Here is a 16,883-nt window from a genome sequence, read left to right on the forward strand (position 1 = left end):
AGGCGGCTCCTCGTGATGTGTACGACGGATGGTGTTGTGGGGGGGTGTGCCTGCCCCTGTGCCCTTGTCCGGGCGACGGTCGACAATGTGCGGTCCGCGCACCGGTTCCACGGTCGTTCACGAAGACTCCCGAATGCTCTTCGAACAGTCTTCGCCGACTCGCGGTCCGAAAGCGGTCACCCCGGTGATGCCCCGTACGGCTGGTCCTCCAACCGGAACGGCACCAGCACGATATCTCCGAGTGCCACCTTTGGGGAGAGTACGCGGCACTGAGTGCCATTGCGTGATGAAGCACACCGCCCCCGGGAACAGGCCCGGATACGGCAGGATGACGGCGTGAACGATCGTTTCCCGGACGAATCCACGACAGAGCCCCTCATCCAGCGCGCGGCCGCGGCCGCCGAGGCCGCCGACGAGGAAATCGCCGCCGACCCGGCCGCCATGCGGGCGCACTACCGCGCCGAGGGCCTCGACGAGGGCGATCTCGCCGCGCACCCCATGGAGCAGTTCTCCCGCTGGTTCAAGCAGGCGGCGCAGGCCGCGGTGCACGGTTTCGTGCACGAGCCGAACGCGATGGTCGTCTCCACGGCGGACGCCGAGGGCCGGCCCAGCTCGCGCACGGTGCTGCTCAAGCAGTACGACGAGCAGGGCTTCGTCTTCTACACCAACTACGACTCGCGCAAGGCCGAGGAGCTGGCCCGGAACCCGTTCATCTCGCTGCTCTTCCCGTGGCACCCGATGGCCCGCCAGGTGATCGTCACCGGGACGGCGCGGCGCACCGGCCGGGACGAGACCGCCGCGTACTTCCGCACCCGCCCGCACGGCTCCCAGCTGGGCGCCTGGGCGAGCACGCAGTCCACGGTCATCTCCTCGCGCACCGAGCTGGACGTCTCGTACGCCGAGTTGAGCGCCCGCTACCCGGAGGGCGAGCAGGTACCGGTGCCGCCGCACTGGGGCGGTTTCCGGATCGCCCCGCAGGCGGTCGAGTTCTGGCAGGGCCGCGAGAACCGCCTCCACGACCGGCTCCGCTACGTGGCAGAGCCCGACGGAAGCTGGCGGATCGAGCGCCTGAGCCCCTGACCGGCGGGCAAGGGCGGAACACCCCGCCGCTCAGCCCAGCGCCTCCTCCACGATCGCCCCCCACTGCGCCACGACCCGCTCACGGCGTGCGGCGTCGTCGGTGAGCAGGTTCGCGAGGCCGAGGCCGCGCGCCATGTCGAGCAGGCCCTGCACCGTCTCGCGCACCCCGGGCCGGGATTCGTCCGCGCCCAGCAGGTCCACCGCGATGCGGTGGCTCTCGCGGCCGACGCGGGCTTCGAGCTCGGTCACGCGGGAACGGAGCTGGTCCTCGTTCGAGGCCGCGACCCACAGGTGGAGGGCGGCGCGGAACAGCGGCCCGGTGTAGAGGCCGACGAGCGCGGCGACGACAACACGCCGGTCGGCGGGGCCGTCGGGGAAGAGATCGCGCAGGGCGGAGGAGCGTTCCTCGGCGACGTACTCGACCGCCGCCGTGAAGAGGTCCTCACGGGTGGGGAAGTGGTGCTGGGCGGCGCCCCGGGACACACCGGCGCGCTCGGCGACGACGGAGACCGTGGAGCCCGCCCAGCCGTGTTCGGCGAGGCAGGCCACGGCGGCGGCCAGGAGCCGCTGCCGGGTGGCCCGGCTGCGGTCCTGTTTTGGGACGTGCGGAGTACGTGCCGCGTGTTCCGTCGTGCTCACACCACCCATGCGGGATCCCGTCGTTCGAGGAAGGCCGTCATCCCCTCGCGGGCCTGCGCGGAGGAGAACAGCCGGGCCGAGAGAGCGGTCAGGTCCGCCGCGTCCCGGTCGAAGGCCTCCAGCACCTTAGCCGTGAGCAGCGCTTTCGTCTCGGCGAGGGCTTCGGGGGCCGCTCTGCGCAGCCCGTCCAGAACGGGCGCGAGTACGGCGTCCACGTCGTCGCCGGCCGCCGTCAGGAGCCCGGTGCGGACCGCCTCCGCGGCGTCGAAACGCTCGCCGGTGAGGTAGTAGCGGGTGAGTGCGCGCGGGTCGGCGCGGGGCAGCAGCGGCAGCGAGATGACGGCGGGGGCGACCCCGATGCGTACCTCGGTGAAGGCGAAGCTCGCCGCCGGGCCGGCCACCGCGATGTCGCAGGCCCCGAGCAGGCCGAGGCCGCCCGCCCGGACGTGCCCCTCCACCCGGGCCACGACGGGCTTGCCCAGCTCGACGGTCCGCCGCAGCAGGCCGACGAAGGCCTCCGGTGGCGGGGGGTCGCGCAGGTCGGCGCCCGCGCAGAAGGTGTTCCCGGTGTGGGTCAGGACGACCGCGCGTACGTCGGCGTCCTTGCCGCAGCGGTTGAGCGCGTCGGCGAGCTCGCCCACGAGCACCGCCGACAGGGCGTTGCGGGTGTCCGGCGAGTCCAGGGTGAGGGTGGTGACGGCGCGCTCGTGCGACGCGTGGACGACGGTCATGACAGGCCTCGCAGTTCGCGGCGCAGGATCTTCCCGGAGACCGCCCTCGGGATCGCGTCGATGAAGGTGACGAGACGGACCCGCTTGTACGGGGCGACGCGCTCGGCGACGTGCATCATCACCTCTCCCTCGGTGAGGTCGGCGGCGGAGGGCTGGCGCACCACGAAGGCGTGCGGGACCTCGTTGTGGTCCTCGTTGTAGGCCCCGATGACGGCGGCGTCGGCGATGCCGGGGTGGGTGAGCAGCAGGGCCTCCAGTTCGGCCGGGGCGACCTGGAAGCCCTTGTACTTGATGAGTTCCTTGACCCGGTCCACGACGAACAGCCAGCCGTCCGCGTCCACATGACCGACGTCGCCGGTGTGCAGCCAGCCGTCCGGGTCGATCATCGCGGCGGTCGCGTCGGGGCGGCCCAGATAGCCCTTCATGACCTGGGGACCCCGGACGACGATCTCGCCGGCCTCTCCGACACCGAGGTCCTTGTCCGGGTCGTCGAGGGAGACGATGCGCATCTCGGTGCCCGAGACCAGCTTGCCGACCGTCCCCGGGGGCGGGTTCACGGCGTCCAGCGGGACGACGTGCGTGCCGGGCGACAGCTCCGTCATGCCGTACGCCTGGCCCACCGGCGGCAGCCCCAGCCGGGCCGAACAGGCGGCCGCCAGCGCGGCGTCCAGGGGTGCGGCAGAGCAGACGATGTACTCCAGGGACGACAGGTCGTACTCCGCGACGGCCGGGTGCTTGGCGAGCGCGAGGACGATCGGCGGCGCCACGTACAGGCCGGTGATGCGGTGCTCCTGGATGGCGCCCAGGAACGTGTCGAGGTCGAAGCGGGGCAGCACCACGACGGTGGCGCCCTCCCGCAGGGGCGCGTTCATCAGGGCCGTCAGCCCGTAGATGTGGAAGAACGGCAGCACGGCGAGGATGCGGTCGCTCGGGTTCATCGGCATGGCCGGCGCGAGCTGGGCGAGGTTGGTGGCTATGGAGCGGTGGGTGAGCATCACGCCCTTGGGGACGCCGGTGGTGCCCGAGGAGTACGGGAGCGCCGCCACGTCCTGAACGGGGTCGATGTCGACCTGCGGTTCGGGCGCGGTGCTGCCCAGCAGGTCGGCCAGCGACCGGTGCCCCGGTGCCGGGTCGCACACGAAGATCTCCCGTACACCGCCCGCGAGTTCGGCGGCCTGCCGGGCCGCCTCCAGCAGGGGTGAGACGGTCACGATCCAGCGGGCCGACGAGTCCCGAAGCTGTTTGGCGAACTCCTCCGGCGTGGCGAGCGGGTGCACGGTCGTGACCGACGCCCCCGCCCGCGTGGCCCCGTAGAAGACCGCCGGGAAAGCGATGGTGTTGGGGCTGTGCAGGGCGAGCACATCGCCCTTGCGCAGCCCCGCGTCGGCGAACGCGGCGGCCAGCCGGCGGTGGTACTGGTCGAGTTGGCCGTAGGTGAGCGTGGTGCCGTCGACGCCGTCGATGAGCGCGGGCGTCTCACCGCGCTCGGCGGCGTGGCCCAGGACGGCGTCGTGGATGGGTTCCTCGACGGCCGGTACATCTGCGTACTCGCTGCGGAACACGGTTTCTCCTAGAGCGCTCAGTACGACTTGGGCAGGCCCAGGGTCTGGTGGGAGACGTAGTTGAGAATCATCTCCCTGCTGACCGGTGCGATACGAGACACGCGCGCCGCCGTAATCAGGGAGGCGAGGCCGAACTCCCGCGTGAGGCCGTTGCCCCCGAGGGTGTGCACCGCCTGGTCGACGGCCCGCACACAGGCCTCTCCGGCCGCGTACTTGGCCATGTTGGCCGCCTCCCCCGCCCCGATGTCGTCCCCCGAGTCGTACAGGAACGCCGCCTTCTGCATCATCAGCCGGGCCAGTTCGAGTTCGATGTGGGCCTGCGCCAGAGGGTGGGCGATGGCCTGGTGGGCGCCGATCGGCGCCTTCCAGACGGTACGGTCGCGCGCGTACTCGACGGCCCTGGCGAGCGCGAAGCGGCCCATGCCGATCGCGAACGCGGCCGTCATCACCCGCTCCGGGTTGAGCCCGGCGAACAGTTGCAGCAGTCCCGCGTCCTCGTCGCCGACGAGCGCGTCGGCCGGCAGCCGCACCTCGTCCAGGGTGAGCTCGAACTGCTTCTCGGCACTGGCCAGTTCCATGTCGATCTGCCGCCGCCCGAATCCCTCGGTGTCGCGCGGGACGATGAACAGGCAGGGCTTGAGACTGCCGGTGCGCGCGTCCTCCGTGCGGCCCACGATGAGCGTCGCGTCGGCGATGTCGACGCCGGAGATGAACACCTTGCGACCGTTCAGGACCCAGTCGGTGCCGTCGCGGCGGGCCGTCGTGGTGATCCGGTGCGAGTTGGAGCCGGCGTCCGGCTCGGTGATGCCGAACGCCATGGTGCGGGTGCCGTCCGAAAGGCCCGGCAGCCACTGCCGCTTCTGCTCCTCGGTGCCGAAGCGGGCGATGACCGTGCCGCAGATGGCGGGCGAGACGACGAGCATCAGCAGCGGGCAGCCCGCCGCGCCCAACTCCTCCAGCACGATGGACAGTTCCGCGATGCCGCCGCCTCCGCCGCCGTACTCCTCCGGGAGGTTCACCCCGAGGTAGCCGAGCTTGCCCGCCTCGGACCAGAGCTCGTCGGGGTGGCCGCCCTCGGCGACGACCTTGGTGAGGTACTCGCGGCCGTAGCGCTTGCCGAGAGCGGCGACCGCGGAACGGAGCGCCTTGTGTTCGTCGGTCTCTGTGACAGGGCTCATGACGGCTCCTCGGTACGGAGGTTCAGTACGGAAATTGCGGCCTGTACGTAGCTGTTCGCGCCCGCGCGGCGGACAACCGCGCGGTGGTGCGGCCCGGCGCCCCGGAGGTCCAGCGGTCCGGCGGTGGGGCTGTGGGGCCGTCCGACGGTCCGTTGGCCGGCGGTCCGTCGGCGGGGCGTGCTGTCACCGGGTGTCGTCGCCCGGAGCGTCCCCCGGCGCCGTCTCCTCCCGCACGACGGCCAGCAGCGCGCCCACCTCCACCTGCTGCCCGACGACGGCGTGCAGGGCGCTGAGCGTCCCCGCCGTCGGCGCGGAGATCCTGTGCTCCATCTTCATCGCCTCCAGCCACAGCAGGGGCTCTCCGGCCCGCACGGCGGCGCCCTCGGCCAGTCCCTCGGCCACCCGGACCACGGTGCCGGGCATCGGCGCGAGCAGCGAACCCGGAGCCCGGTCCGCGGCCGGATCGGGGAAGCGGGGGAGCTCGGTCAGCGCGGTGGCGTTCACGAAGACCTGGCCGTCGGCGTACCGCGTGACCTCGAACGTCCGCCGCACACCGGCCACTTCGAGGACGACACGGCCCGCGTCGGCGTGCACCACACGCACCCCGTCGGCCGCGAGTCCCTCACGCGTGTGCCGGTAGCAGGCCTCGTGCTCCTCGCCGTGCATCCGGTAGCGCTTGGTCTGCGGCTGCGACGCCAGGTTCCGCCAGCCGCCGAACCTCGACCGGCCGTGCGCGTCGGCCAGGGCGGCGGCCAGCGGGGCGTACGGGTCCGGGGCCGGCTCGGTCAGCGCGGCGAGGTGACGGTCGTAGAACCCCGTGTCCATCCGGGCTCCGGTGAACTCCTCGTGCCGCAGCGACCGTACGAGGAGGTCCCGGTTGGTGACCGGGCCGTGGACCGTGGCCCGCTCCAGGGCGCCGGCCAGTTTCCGCACGGCCTCCGCGCGCGTGGCTCCGTGCGCGACGACCTTCGCGAGCATCGGGTCGTAGTGGACGGAGACGGAGTCCCCGTCGGTGAACCCCGTGTCCAGGCGGACCCCGTCCGGGACGGCGATCCGGTGCAGGGTGCCCGTCTGCGGCGCCCACGCGCCCGCCGGGTCCTCCGCGTACAGCCGGGCCTCCACCGCGTGGCCCCGCGCGGGCGGAGGCTCGCTCTCCAGCCGCTCCCCCTCCGCGACCCGGAGCTGCAGGGCCACCAGGTCGACCCCGAACACCGCCTCCGTCACCGGGTGTTCGACCTGGAGGCGGGTGTTCATCTCCAGGAAGTGGGCGGTGCCGTCGGCGACCAGGAACTCGACCGTGCCGGCGCCGACATAGTCGACGGCGCGCGCGGCACGCACCGACAACTCGTACAGCGTGTGCGTGAGTTCGTCCCCGAGACCGGGAGCCGGCGCCTCCTCGATGACCTTCTGGTGGCGCCGCTGGAGGGAACAGTCACGCGTGCCCAGCGGCCAGACCGTGCCGTGCGCGTCGGCCAGGATCTGCACCTCGACGTGCCGGCCGCCCTCGACGTACGGCTCGACGAACACCTCCCCGTCCCCGAAGGCACTCAGCGCCTCCGCGCGGGCCGCCTCCAACTCGGCTTCCAGATCCGCCAGTTCGCGGACGATCCGCATGCCGCGCCCGCCGCCGCCCGCGGCGGCCTTGACCAGCACCGGCAGGTCCCCGGCGGTGACCCGCTCCAGGGGCGCGAGTCCCATCAGCTTCTTCGCCCGGGTCTTGGAGGCCATCGCCTCGATCGCCTCGGGCGACGGACCGACCCACACGAGCCCCGCGTCGATCACCGCCCGCGCGAAACCGGCGTTCTCCGACAGGAACCCGTACCCCGGGTGCACCGCGTCCGCGCCCGCGTCGAGCGCGGCCCGCACGATCAGATCGCCCCGCAGATACGTCTCCGAAGGCGTCGCGCCCGGCAACCGCACCGCCGCGTCCGCCACCCGCGCGTGCAGGGCGTTCTCATCGGCGTCCGAATAGACCGCGACGGTGCGCACCCCCGCCTCGCGGCAGGTACGGAAGACCCGGCAGGCGATCTCGCCCCGGTTGGCGACCAGCAGACTCGAAATCACGTGATTCCTCACATCCGGAAGACGCCGAAGCCACCGCGCGCGCCCTCGAAGGGCGCCGTGTGGATCGCGGACAGGCACAGGCCGAGGACGGTGCGGGTGTCGCGCGGGTCGATGACCCCGTCGTCGTACAGCCGCCCGGACAGGAACATCGGCAGCGACTCGGACTCGATCTGCTGCTCCACCATGGCGCGCAGCGCCGCGTCGGCGTCGTCGTCGTACGGGTGCCCCTTCGCGGCGGCCGACTGCCGGGCGACGATCGACAGGACGCCCGCGAGCTGCTGCGGGCCCATCACGGCCGACTTGGCGCTGGGCCACGCGAACAGGAACCGCGGGTCGTAGGCGCGCCCGCACATCCCGTAGTGGCCGGCCCCGTAGGAGGCGCCCATCAGCACCGACAGATGCGGGACCCGCGAGTTGCTCACCGCGTTGATCATCATCGCGCCGTGCTTGATGATGCCGCCCTGCTCGTACTCCTTGCCGACCATGTAGCCGGTGGTGTTGTGCAGGAAGAGCAGCGGGATGTCGCGCTGGTTGGCCAGCTGGATGAACTGGGCGGCCTTCTGGGACTCGGCGCTGAACAGCACGCCCTGGGCGTTGGCGAGGATGCCGACCGGATAGCCGTGCAGGCTCGCCCAGCCGGTGGTCAGGCTCGTCCCGTAGAGCGGTTTGAACTCGTCGAAGTCCGAACCGTCGACGATACGGGCGATCACCTCGCGCGGATCGAACGGCTGCTTGAGATCCCCCGGAACGATCCCCAGGAGCTCGTCCTCGTCGTACTTGGGGGGCACCGCCGGACCCGGATCGCCGTACGCCTTGCGGTGGTTCAGCCGGGCGACGACCCGCCGGGCCTGCCGGAGCGCGTCCTGCTCGTCGACGGCGAAGTAGTCCGCGAGTCCCGACACGCGCGCGTGCATCTCGGCACCGCCCAGCGACTCGTCGTCGCTCTCCTCGCCCGTGGCCATCTTCACGAGGGGCGGCCCGCCGAGAAAGACCTTCGCCTTCTCCTTGACCATGATCACGTGGTCGGACATTCCGGGGACGTACGCGCCTCCGGCCGTCGAGTTGCCGAAGACCACGGCCACCGTGGGGATTCCGGCCGCCGACAACCGGGTGAGGTCACGGAAGATCGCGCCCCCGGGGATGAAGATCTCCTTCTGCGAGGGCAGATCCGCACCGCCCGACTCGACCAGGCTGATACAGGGCAGCCGGTTCGCGAGGGCGATGTCGTTCGCCCGCAGCGCCTTCTTCAGGCTCCAGGGGTTGCTGGCGCCGCCGCGCACGGTCGGGTCGTTCGCCGTGATCAGGCATTCGACCCCCTCGACCACGCCGATACCGGTGACGAGCGAGGCGCCCACCGCGTAGTCGCTGCCCCAGGCCGCGAGCGGCGACAGCTCCAGGAAGGGCGTGTCGGGGTCGAGCAGCAGCTCGATCCGCTCCCGGGCCAGGAGCTTGCCGCGCTTGCGGTGCCGGGCGACGTACTTCTCGCCGCCGCCCGCGAGCGCCTTGGCGTGCTCGGACTCCAGGTCCGCGAGCTTGCCGAGCATGGCCTCGCGGTGGGCCGCGTACTCGGGACTCCTGAGGTCGAGCGCGGAGGAAAGCACGGTCACAGCAGGGCCTCCGGAATATCGAGGTGACGGGAGCGGAGCCATTCGCCGAGGGCCTTGGCCTGGGGGTCGAAACGGGCCTGGGAGGCGACGCCCTCGCCGAGGATCCCCTCGACCACGAAGTTCAGCGCGCGCAGATTGGGCAGGACGTGCCGGACCACGTTCAGATCACGGCTCTCCGGCAGCAGACTCCGGAAGGTTTCCGTCGTCAGGTGATGGGCCAGCCACCGCCAGGCGTCGTCCGTACGCGCCCAGACACCGACATTCGCGTTCCCGCCCTTGTCCCCGCTGCGCGCCCCCGCGACCAGCCCGAGCGGCACCCGCCGGGTCGGTCCCACGGGCAACGGCTCGGGCAGGGCCGGTTCTTCGGGCGTTTCCAGTACGAGTGTGTCCTCGACCGGGGGCACATTGACCCGGCGCCCGTCATGGAGGACCGCGATGTGGTCCACGGCGCCATGGGGGACGTACACATCCTCGAAGACCCCATAGGGCGAGCCCGCTCCAGGTGGGGCCATCACATGGAATCCGGGGTAGCTGGCCAGCGCCAGTTCCACGGCGGCTCCGCTCAGGGCCCGGCCGACCGCCGTCTGGTCCCGGTCGCGCACGACGAGGCGGAGCAGGGCGCTCGCGGTCTCCTCGGTGGGTGCGTCGGGGTGATCGGTGCGGGAGAGGTCCCAGCGAACGTCAGCCGGGCGGGACTTGGCGGTGTCGAAGGCGGCCTCCAGCTGGGCCCGTACGAGTTCCGCCTTGCGTTCGATGTCGAGGCCGGTCAGGACGAAGACGACCTCGTTGCGGAAGCCGCCGAGCTTGTTGAGGCCGACCTTGAGGGTGGGCGGCGGGGCCTCGCCGCGCACGCCCTCGATCCGTACCCGGTCCGGGCCCTCCTGGGTGAGCGCGACCGTGTCGAGGCGGGCGGTGACGTCGGGTCCCGCGTACCGGGCGCCCTGCGTCTCGTAGAGGAGCTGCGCGGTCACCGTGCCGATGTCGACGAGGCCGCCGGTGCCGTCGTGCTTGGTGATGACGCTCGACCCGTCCTCGTGGAGTTCGGCGAGCGGGAAGCCGGGGTGGCGCAGCCGAGCGGGGTCGTGGTCGGCGAAGAAGGCGTAGTTGCCGCCGGTGGCCTGGGTGCCGCACTCCAGGACGTGCCCGGCGACGACCGCGCCCGCGAGCCGGTCGTGGTCGCCCGGCCCCCAGCCGAAGTGGGCGACGGCGGGCCCGGTGACCAGCGCCGCGTCGGTGACGCGCCCGGTGACGACGATGTCCGCGCCCTCGCGCAGACAGGCGGCGATGCCGGCACCGCCCAAGTAGGCGTGCGCGGCGAGGCTGCCGACGGGGGTCCCTCCTGGTAGAGCGGAGTCGAGAGCTTGGGGGCGCCGCGTGAGGTCGTCGCCCTCGACGTGGGCGACGCGGACCGGGATGCCGAGCCGACCGGCCAGTTCCCGCACGGCGTCGGCGAGCCCGGCCGGATTCAGACCGCCCGCGTTGGTGACGAGGCGTACGCCGCGCTCGTGGGCGAGGCCGAGGCACTCCTCCAACTGGCCCAGGAAGGTCTTGGCGTAGCCGCGTCCGGGGTCCTTCAGCCGGTCGCGGCCGAGGATGAGCATGGTCAGTTCGGCGAGGTAGTCGCCGGTGAGGACGTCGAGCGGGCCGCCGGTGAGCATCTCGCGCATCGCGTCGAAGCGGTCGCCGTAGAAGCCGGAGGCGTTGCCGATACGCAGCGGGCGGACCGGGGTCGCGGCTTCCGGGGTCACCGGTTGGTCTCCTTCGGGTCCCGCCCGGCACCCGGCGGGCCGGCGAAGGCCTGGGCGATGTCCAGCCAGCGGTCGGCGTCGGGGCCCGTCGCCCGTACGGCGAGGTCGGCGCGGTGGGCCCGCTGGGTCACCAGCAGGCAGAAGTCGAGGGCGGGGCCGGTGACGCGCTGCGGGGCGTCCGCCGGGCCGTAGGCCCACAGCTCGCCGGAGGGGCTCTCCAGCTCCACGCGGAACTCTTCGGCGGGTGCGGTGACGCCGTGCACGGCGAAGGCGAAGTCACGGGCGCGCACCCCGATGCGGACCACATGCCTCAGCCGGTCAGTGGGTTCGCGCACCACACCCAGCGCATCGGCCACGTCGTGACCGTGGGCCCAGGTCTCCATGAGGCGCCCGGTGGCCATGGAGGCGACCGACATGGGCGGCCCGTACCAGGGGAACCGGGTTCCGGTGGGTGCCGCGCGCAGGGCCGTCTCCAGGGCGGTCCGCCCTTCGCGCCAGCCGGCGAGCAGCAGGGCGGGCGGCTGGGCGGCGCCCGTCTCCGCGCCCTCGTCCACGAAGCCGTCGGGTGAGGCGAGCGCCTTCTCGACCTCCTTCGCGAAGGCCTCGGCGTCGGTGACGGCGAGCAGGGCCGACCGGTCGGTCCAGGCGAGATGCGCGATCTGGTGGGCGACGCTCCAGCCTGCCGCGGGCGTACCGAGCGCCCACTGCTCCTCGCTCAGATCCCCCACCAACCGGTCGAGTTCCTCACTCTCCCGGTGCAGATCGTCGATCACGGAGACCACGGACGACGCGTCGGACACGATGCGCTCCCCTCGGGACACGACGGTGTGTGGCACGGAGCATGACAGCGACCCAAGAAACAATCAAGCATGCTTGCATTAATTCAGGCCGACTCCTGGTCCGGGGTTCGGCGCGGGGTACCCGGGGCGCCCCGCCTGTTTCTCTGGGACAGTTGCATGACGAGTTCACACGCCTGACCGAGTCCATTACTCTGGACCGGCAGGTGCAGCATGATGAACGAACGCGTCGATCCCCTGGAAGGCCCCGTGAACACCCCCAGCGCCGCCCCGTCCTCCCCGGCGTCAGCCGCCCCCGCCCTGGCACCCGTGCCCGCGGCAGGCGCGCCCACGGCGGACGGTCCCGGCCGGCGCGGTGCCCTCGGGCCGGTGGGCCTGGTGCTCGCCGGAGGGATCTCGGTGCAGTTCGGCGGGGCCCTCGCGGTGAGCCTGATGCCCCGGGTGGGCGCCCTCGGCGTGGTGACGCTGCGGCTGCTGGTGGCCGCGATCGTGCTGCTGCTGGTCTGCCGTCCGAAGGTGCGCGGGCACTCACGCGCCGACTGGAGCACGGTGGTCGTCTTCGGCTTCACCATGGCCGCGATGAACGGCCTCTTCTACCAGGCGGTCGCCCGCATCCCGCTCGGGCCTGCCGTCACGCTCGAAGTGCTCGGCCCGCTCGCGCTCTCCGTCCTCACGTCCCGCCGCATCATGAACCTGCTCTGGGCCGGCCTCGCCCTCGGCGGGGTCTTCCTGCTCGGCGGCGGAGGCTTCAGCAGCCTCGACCCCGCAGGTGTCGCCTTCGCCCTGGGCGCGGGCGCCATGTGGGCGGCGTACATCATCTTCAGCGCGCGTACGGGCCGACGCTTCCCCCAGGCCGACGGCCTCGCCCTGGCCATGGTGGTCGCGGCGGTGGCGTTCCTGCCCCTCGGGATCGTCGAGTCGGGTCCGAGACTCCTCGTCCCGACGACGGTCGCCCTGGGGGCAGCGGTGGCCATGCTCTCCTCGGTCCTCCCGTACACCCTGGAACTCCTCGCCCTGCGCCGCCTCCCCGCCGCCACCTTCGCCATCCTGATGAGCCTGGAACCGGCCGTGGCCGCCGTCGCCGGCTTCCTCGTCCTGGACCAGACCCTCTCCCTCACCGAGTCCCTCGCCATCGCCCTGGTCATCGCGGCGAGCATGGGCGCGGTGCGCACCCAGGTGGGCCGCGGGAAGGCCACGGGGCTCGAAGCGAAACTGGACGGTTAGCGGCCCCTCGCGCCGACGCCCGTCCCCGGCCGCCTGTGGGCGGATCAGCGGCGAGCCATATACATGTCGAGCGCCTTGTGCAGCACCCGGTTGATGGGGAAGTCCCACTCCCCGAGGTACTCCGCGGCCTCGCCGCCCGCGCCCGCCTTGAAGCGGAGCAGGCCGACGAGGTGGTCGGTCTCGTCGAGGGTGTCCGTGATGCCGCGGAAGTCGTAGACGGCGGCGCCCAGTGCGTGGGCGTCGGTCATCATGCGCCACTGGATGGCGTTGTTGGGCTGGACCTCGCGCTTGTGGCTGGTGGAGGCGCCGTAGGAGTACCAGACGTGGCTGCCGACGGTGATCATGGTGGCCGCGGCGAGGACGTCGCCGTCGTGGTGGGCGAGATAGAGCCGCATGCGGTCGGGGTCCTCGGCCGTCAGCGATGTCCACATCCGCTGGAAGTAGGGCAGCGGACGCGGGATGAAACGGTCGCGTTCCGCCGTCTCCGCGTACAGCTCGTAGAAGGCGGGCAGGTCGTCGTAGCCGCCCCGGACCACCTGGACGCCGGCCTTGTCGGCCTTCTTGATGTTGCGCCGCCACTGCTGGTTGAGGCCCTTGTGGATCTCCTCCAGGGACCGTCCGGCGAAGGGGACCTGGAAGACGTAGCGGGGCTGTCCCGCCGCGAAGCCGTCCTCGCCGCCCGGCTCGGTCCGCTGCCAGCCCATGCCCCGCAGCCGGTCGGCGATCTCGGCGGCCCCCGGCTCGTACGACGTCGCCGTCACCTCGCCCAGCCGCCGCGCCGCCGGATCGGCGATGGCCGTCTTGACCGCGTCCGCGCTCCAGCGGCGCGCGACCACGGGCGGGCCCATCTTCACGGTGAACGCGCCGCGTGACTTGAGATGCGCCAGCATCGGCCGGAGCCAGCGTTCGGCGAGGTCGGGGTCGTACCAGTCGATGACGGGGCCCTCGGGCAGATACGCGAGGTAGCGCTTGACCTTCGGCAGCGGGCGCAGCAGCACGAGACCGGCCCCCTGGAGCCGCCCGTCCGCGTCGAACCAGCCGAGGCTCTCCGCACGCCAGTCCGGTTTCACGTCGCCCCACGACGGCACCTGCATATGGCTGGCCGAGGACCGCGAGCGGACGAACGCGAGGTGTTCGTCACGGGTGATCGCCTGCAGGCGGAGGGTCATGCGCGTTGCTCCTCGAAGTCCTCGGACCGGTGGAATCGTCAGCGTACTTACGCGGGTCCCGCGGACCCGCCCTCCTGCGGACCGTTCTCCAGCGCCTCCGCCAGTACCTCCGCCAAGTGGCGGCCCCGCCGGTCGGCCAGGTGAGCCAACTGGGTGCGGCAGGAGAAGCCGTCGGCGAGGATCACCGCGGTGTCGTCGGCCGCCCGTACCGCCGGGAGCAGCTGTTCCTCCGCGCAGGCCCGCGACACCTCCTCGTGGCCCTTCTCGAAGCCGAAGTTGCCCGCGAGTCCGCAGCAGCCGCCGGCGAGGGTGCCGGTCAGGCCCGCCGCGTCGCGCAGCCGGCGTTCGGCCCCGTCGCCGAGGACCGCGTGCTGGTGGCAGTGCGTCTGGCCGACGGCCGGGCGGTCCAGGCGCGGCGGCGTCCAGCCCGGCGCGTGCCGCTCCAGTGCCTCCGCGAAGGTCAGGACCGCCGCCGCCAGCCGCGCCGCGCGCGGGTCGTCGTGCAGCAGCTCGGGGAGGTCCGTGCGCAGCGCGGCGGCGCAGCTCGGCTCCAGGACGACGACCGGGAGGTCGTCCATGGCGAGGTAGGGCTCCATGAGGTCGAGGGTGCGGCGGAGCACGGTGCGGGCGCGGTCGAGCTGGCCGGTCGAGACGTACGTCAGTCCGCAGCAGACGCGGTGGCGGCGGCGCGGCAGCAGCGTGCTGAGGCGGAGGGGGCCCCGGGTGACGCCGTCGCCGATGGGCCCGTGCCGCATCGCCGTCCTCGGGGGCAGCAGCACGGCCAGTCCCGCGGCCTCCAGGACTCGTACGGCCGCGCGTCCCACGGACGGTTCCAGGTGTTCGGTGAAGGTGTCCGGCCACAGGAGGACCGTCCTCCCGCCGAAGCCCGGGAACAGCTCGTCCGCGAGCCGCCTCCCGCCGCGCCCTCCCTCACCCGGACCGCTAGGACCGTGCTCCTCGCCGTTGCGCCTCTCGCGCACATACGCCCGCACGCGGTCCCGGAACCGGGTCGACCACCACTGGCTGAACGTCTCCGGAGCCAGTCTCGGGATCTCCCGTTCGGGCGCGACACCGGCCAGCCGCTTGGCGAGGGCGGCCAACGGCCGCATGGACGCGAGGGAGTTGACGAGCCGTGCCGAGCGGGTGCGGGTCACCGCGGCTAGCCAGAAAGGGAGCCGGCCCAGGGCGTAGTGCGCGGCGGGGCGGCGGCGGCCCGCGTAGTGGTGGTGCAGGAACTCCGCCTTGTAGGTGGCCATGTCGACGCCGACCGGGCAGTCGGACCTGCATCCCTTGCACGACAGACACAGGTCCAGCGCGTCGCGGACCTCCGTCGAGCGCCACCCGTCGGTGACGATCTCGCCGGCGAGCATCTCGTGCAGCAGCCGGGCCCGCCCGCGCGTGGAGTGCTCCTCCTCGCCGGTCGCCCGGAAGGAGGGGCACATGACGTCCGCGCCGCCCGGCACCGATGTCGTACGGCATTTGGCGACGCCCACGCAGCGGCGCACCGCCGCCGAGAAGTCGCCGCCGTCCGCCGGGTAGCCGAACTCCACGTCCACCGGTCGGTGCGGCAGGACCGCGAACCGCAGGTTCTCGTCCAGCCGGTGCGGGCGGACGAGCATGCCGGGGTTGAGCAGGCCGTCCGGGTCCCAGAGGTCCTTCGCCCGTTCGAAGAGGCGGACCATCTCGGCGCCGTACATCGCGGGCAGCAGTTCCGCGCGTGCCTGCCCGTCCCCGTGCTCCCCGGACAGCGAGCCGCCGTGGGAGACGACCAGGTGGGCGGCCTCCTCCGAGAAGCGCCGGAAGCGGGCGACGCCCTCCGTGGAGATCAGGTCGAAGTCGATGCGGACGTGGATGCAGCCGTCGCCGAAGTGCCCGTAAGGCGTTCCGTGCAGGCCGTGGGCCGCGAGCAAGGCCCGGAAGTCCCGCAGGTAGGCGCCGAGCCGGGCGGGCGGCACCGCGCAGTCCTCCCAGCCGGGCCAGGCCTCGCCGCCGAGCCCGCGGCCCCCGCCGGGCAGGGAGTCGCCCCCGGCGTACGGCATACGGGTCGCCGTGCCGCTCGCGTCCTCGCGCAGCCGCCACAGTGCCCGCTGCCCCGCCGGGTCGGTGACCACCAGGGCGCCTTGCACGTCCGCCGCCCGCACGATCGTGTCCGCACGCGCGCGTGCCTCCGACGGCGATCCGCCGCCCGTCTCCACGAACAGCCAGGCCCCGCCGCGCGGCAGCCCCGCGTCGGCGGGTACGAGATCGGCGGCCATCCCCTCCACGGTCAGCGGCCCCAGCGGCAGCAGACCGGCGGCGGCGTCCGCCGCGGCGCTCTCGTCGGGGTAGGCGAGGACGGCCAGCGCCCGCGCGCGGGGGGCCTCGACCAGCCGCAGGACCGCCTCGGTGAGGAGGCCCCACGTGCCCTCGGAGCCGCAGAAGGCGCGGGCCACGTCCGCGCCCCTCTCGGGCAGCAGCGCGTCGAGGGCGTACCCGGAGATCCGCCGCGGGAGGTCCGGGAAGCCGGTCCTGAGCAGCGCCAACTCGCCTTCGACCAGGGCCCGCAGGCCGTCCGGGGCGCCCTGCCAGTCCCGGCCGAGGCGGCGCGTGTCGCCGCCCGCGCCGACGACCGACAGTTCCCGCACGCTGTCCGCCGTGGTGCCCCAGGCGACGGAGTGGGAGCCGCAGGAGTTGTTGCCGATCATTCCGCCGAGGGTGCAGCGGCTGTGGGTGGAGGGATCGGGGCCGAAGCGCAGGCCGTGCGGGGCGGCGGCTTCCTGGAGGCGGTCGAGGACGGCACCCGGCTGGACGACGGCGGTACGGGCGTCCGGGTCGAGCGCGACGATCCGGTTCATGTGGCGGGTGAAGTCCAGGACGACGCCGGTACCGGTGGCCTGTCCGGCGATCGAGGTGCCGCCGCCGCGCGCCACGACGGGCACCGCGTGGGCGCGACACACGGCGAGGGCCGCAGCCACGTCGTCGGCGTCGCGCGGGGCCACGACACCCAGTGGTACGCGCCGGTAGTTGGAGGCGTCCATGGTGGTCAGCGCCCGCGCCGTCGCGTCGAAGGAGACCTCTCCGCGCACGGTTTTCGTCAGCTCCGCC

Annotated in this window: 12 protein-coding genes; 2 read left to right on the forward strand and 10 right to left on the reverse strand. The window is 72.7% G+C overall.

Annotated features, from left to right (window positions below; all coding sequences use genetic code 11):
* Positions 1–441 precede the first annotated feature (441 nt).
* Complete coding sequence (gene pdxH / locus ACZ4N5_RS22625; protein WP_467758985.1) at positions 442–1,080, forward strand: pyridoxamine 5'-phosphate oxidase; 639 nt, start codon at positions 442–444, stop codon at positions 1,078–1,080.
* Positions 1,081–1,110: 30 nt separating this feature from the next.
* Here the strand turns inward: pdxH and ACZ4N5_RS22630 are convergent, their stop codons facing one another.
* From ACZ4N5_RS22630 to ACZ4N5_RS22665, 8 genes are all read right to left on the reverse strand, one after another.
* Positions 1,111–1,728 carry a TetR/AcrR family transcriptional regulator gene (locus ACZ4N5_RS22630; protein ID WP_467758860.1) on the reverse strand — a complete coding sequence of 206 codons (618 nt, stop codon included), beginning with the start codon at positions 1,726–1,728 and terminating at the stop codon, positions 1,111–1,113.
* Positions 1,716–2,450, reverse strand: coding sequence for an enoyl-CoA hydratase family protein (locus tag ACZ4N5_RS22635; RefSeq protein ID WP_467758861.1), 735 nt, complete (start codon positions 2,448–2,450; stop codon positions 1,716–1,718). The genes ACZ4N5_RS22630 and ACZ4N5_RS22635 overlap by 13 nt, the downstream gene beginning before the upstream one ends.
* A complete protein-coding gene (locus tag ACZ4N5_RS22640) occupies positions 2,447–4,012 on the reverse strand; it encodes a 4-coumarate--CoA ligase family protein (RefSeq protein WP_467758862.1) in 1,566 nt (521 codons plus the stop codon). The genes ACZ4N5_RS22635 and ACZ4N5_RS22640 overlap by 4 nt, the downstream gene beginning before the upstream one ends.
* A 17-nt stretch (positions 4,013–4,029) precedes the next feature.
* Positions 4,030–5,190 (reverse strand): acyl-CoA dehydrogenase family protein, encoded by a 1,161-nt coding sequence (locus tag ACZ4N5_RS22645; RefSeq protein ID WP_467758863.1) that lies wholly within the window; start codon positions 5,188–5,190, stop codon positions 4,030–4,032.
* A gap of 183 nt (positions 5,191–5,373) precedes the next feature.
* Entirely contained in the window at positions 5,374–7,254 is a 1,881-nt protein-coding gene (locus ACZ4N5_RS22650) for an acetyl/propionyl/methylcrotonyl-CoA carboxylase subunit alpha (RefSeq protein WP_467758864.1), read from the reverse strand.
* An 8-nt stretch (positions 7,255–7,262) separates the two neighbouring features.
* Entirely contained in the window at positions 7,263–8,861 is a 1,599-nt protein-coding gene (locus ACZ4N5_RS22655) for an acyl-CoA carboxylase subunit beta (RefSeq protein ID WP_467758865.1), read from the reverse strand.
* Positions 8,858–10,609: an acyclic terpene utilization AtuA family protein gene (locus ACZ4N5_RS22660; RefSeq protein ID WP_467758866.1), complete on the reverse strand. Its 1,752-nt coding sequence runs from the start codon at positions 10,607–10,609 to the stop codon at positions 8,858–8,860. Before ACZ4N5_RS22660 ends, ACZ4N5_RS22655 begins: the two co-directional genes overlap by 4 nt.
* Positions 10,606–11,409, reverse strand: coding sequence for a TIGR03084 family metal-binding protein (locus ACZ4N5_RS22665; RefSeq protein ID WP_467758867.1), 804 nt, complete (start codon positions 11,407–11,409; stop codon positions 10,606–10,608). The genes ACZ4N5_RS22660 and ACZ4N5_RS22665 overlap by 4 nt, the downstream gene beginning before the upstream one ends.
* Positions 11,410–11,655: 246 nt before the next feature.
* Here ACZ4N5_RS22665 and ACZ4N5_RS22670 point away from each other — a divergent pair, with 246 nt between their 5' ends.
* On the forward strand, positions 11,656–12,630 hold the full coding sequence (locus ACZ4N5_RS22670; RefSeq protein WP_467758986.1) for an EamA family transporter: 975 nt from the start codon (positions 11,656–11,658) through the stop codon (positions 12,628–12,630).
* A gap of 44 nt (positions 12,631–12,674) precedes the next feature.
* Here the strand turns inward: ACZ4N5_RS22670 and ACZ4N5_RS22675 are convergent, their stop codons facing one another.
* Both ACZ4N5_RS22675 and ACZ4N5_RS22680 read right to left on the reverse strand, forming a co-directional pair.
* Positions 12,675–13,799, reverse strand: coding sequence for a lipid II:glycine glycyltransferase FemX (locus ACZ4N5_RS22675; protein WP_467758868.1), 1,125 nt, complete (start codon positions 13,797–13,799; stop codon positions 12,675–12,677).
* A gap of 47 nt (positions 13,800–13,846) precedes the next feature.
* Positions 13,847–16,816, reverse strand: coding sequence for an FAD-binding and (Fe-S)-binding domain-containing protein (locus tag ACZ4N5_RS22680; protein WP_467758987.1), 2,970 nt, complete (start codon positions 16,814–16,816; stop codon positions 13,847–13,849).
* Positions 16,817–16,883 lie beyond the last annotated feature (67 nt).

This window comes from Streptomyces sp. NPDC026500, from assembly GCF_055567635.1.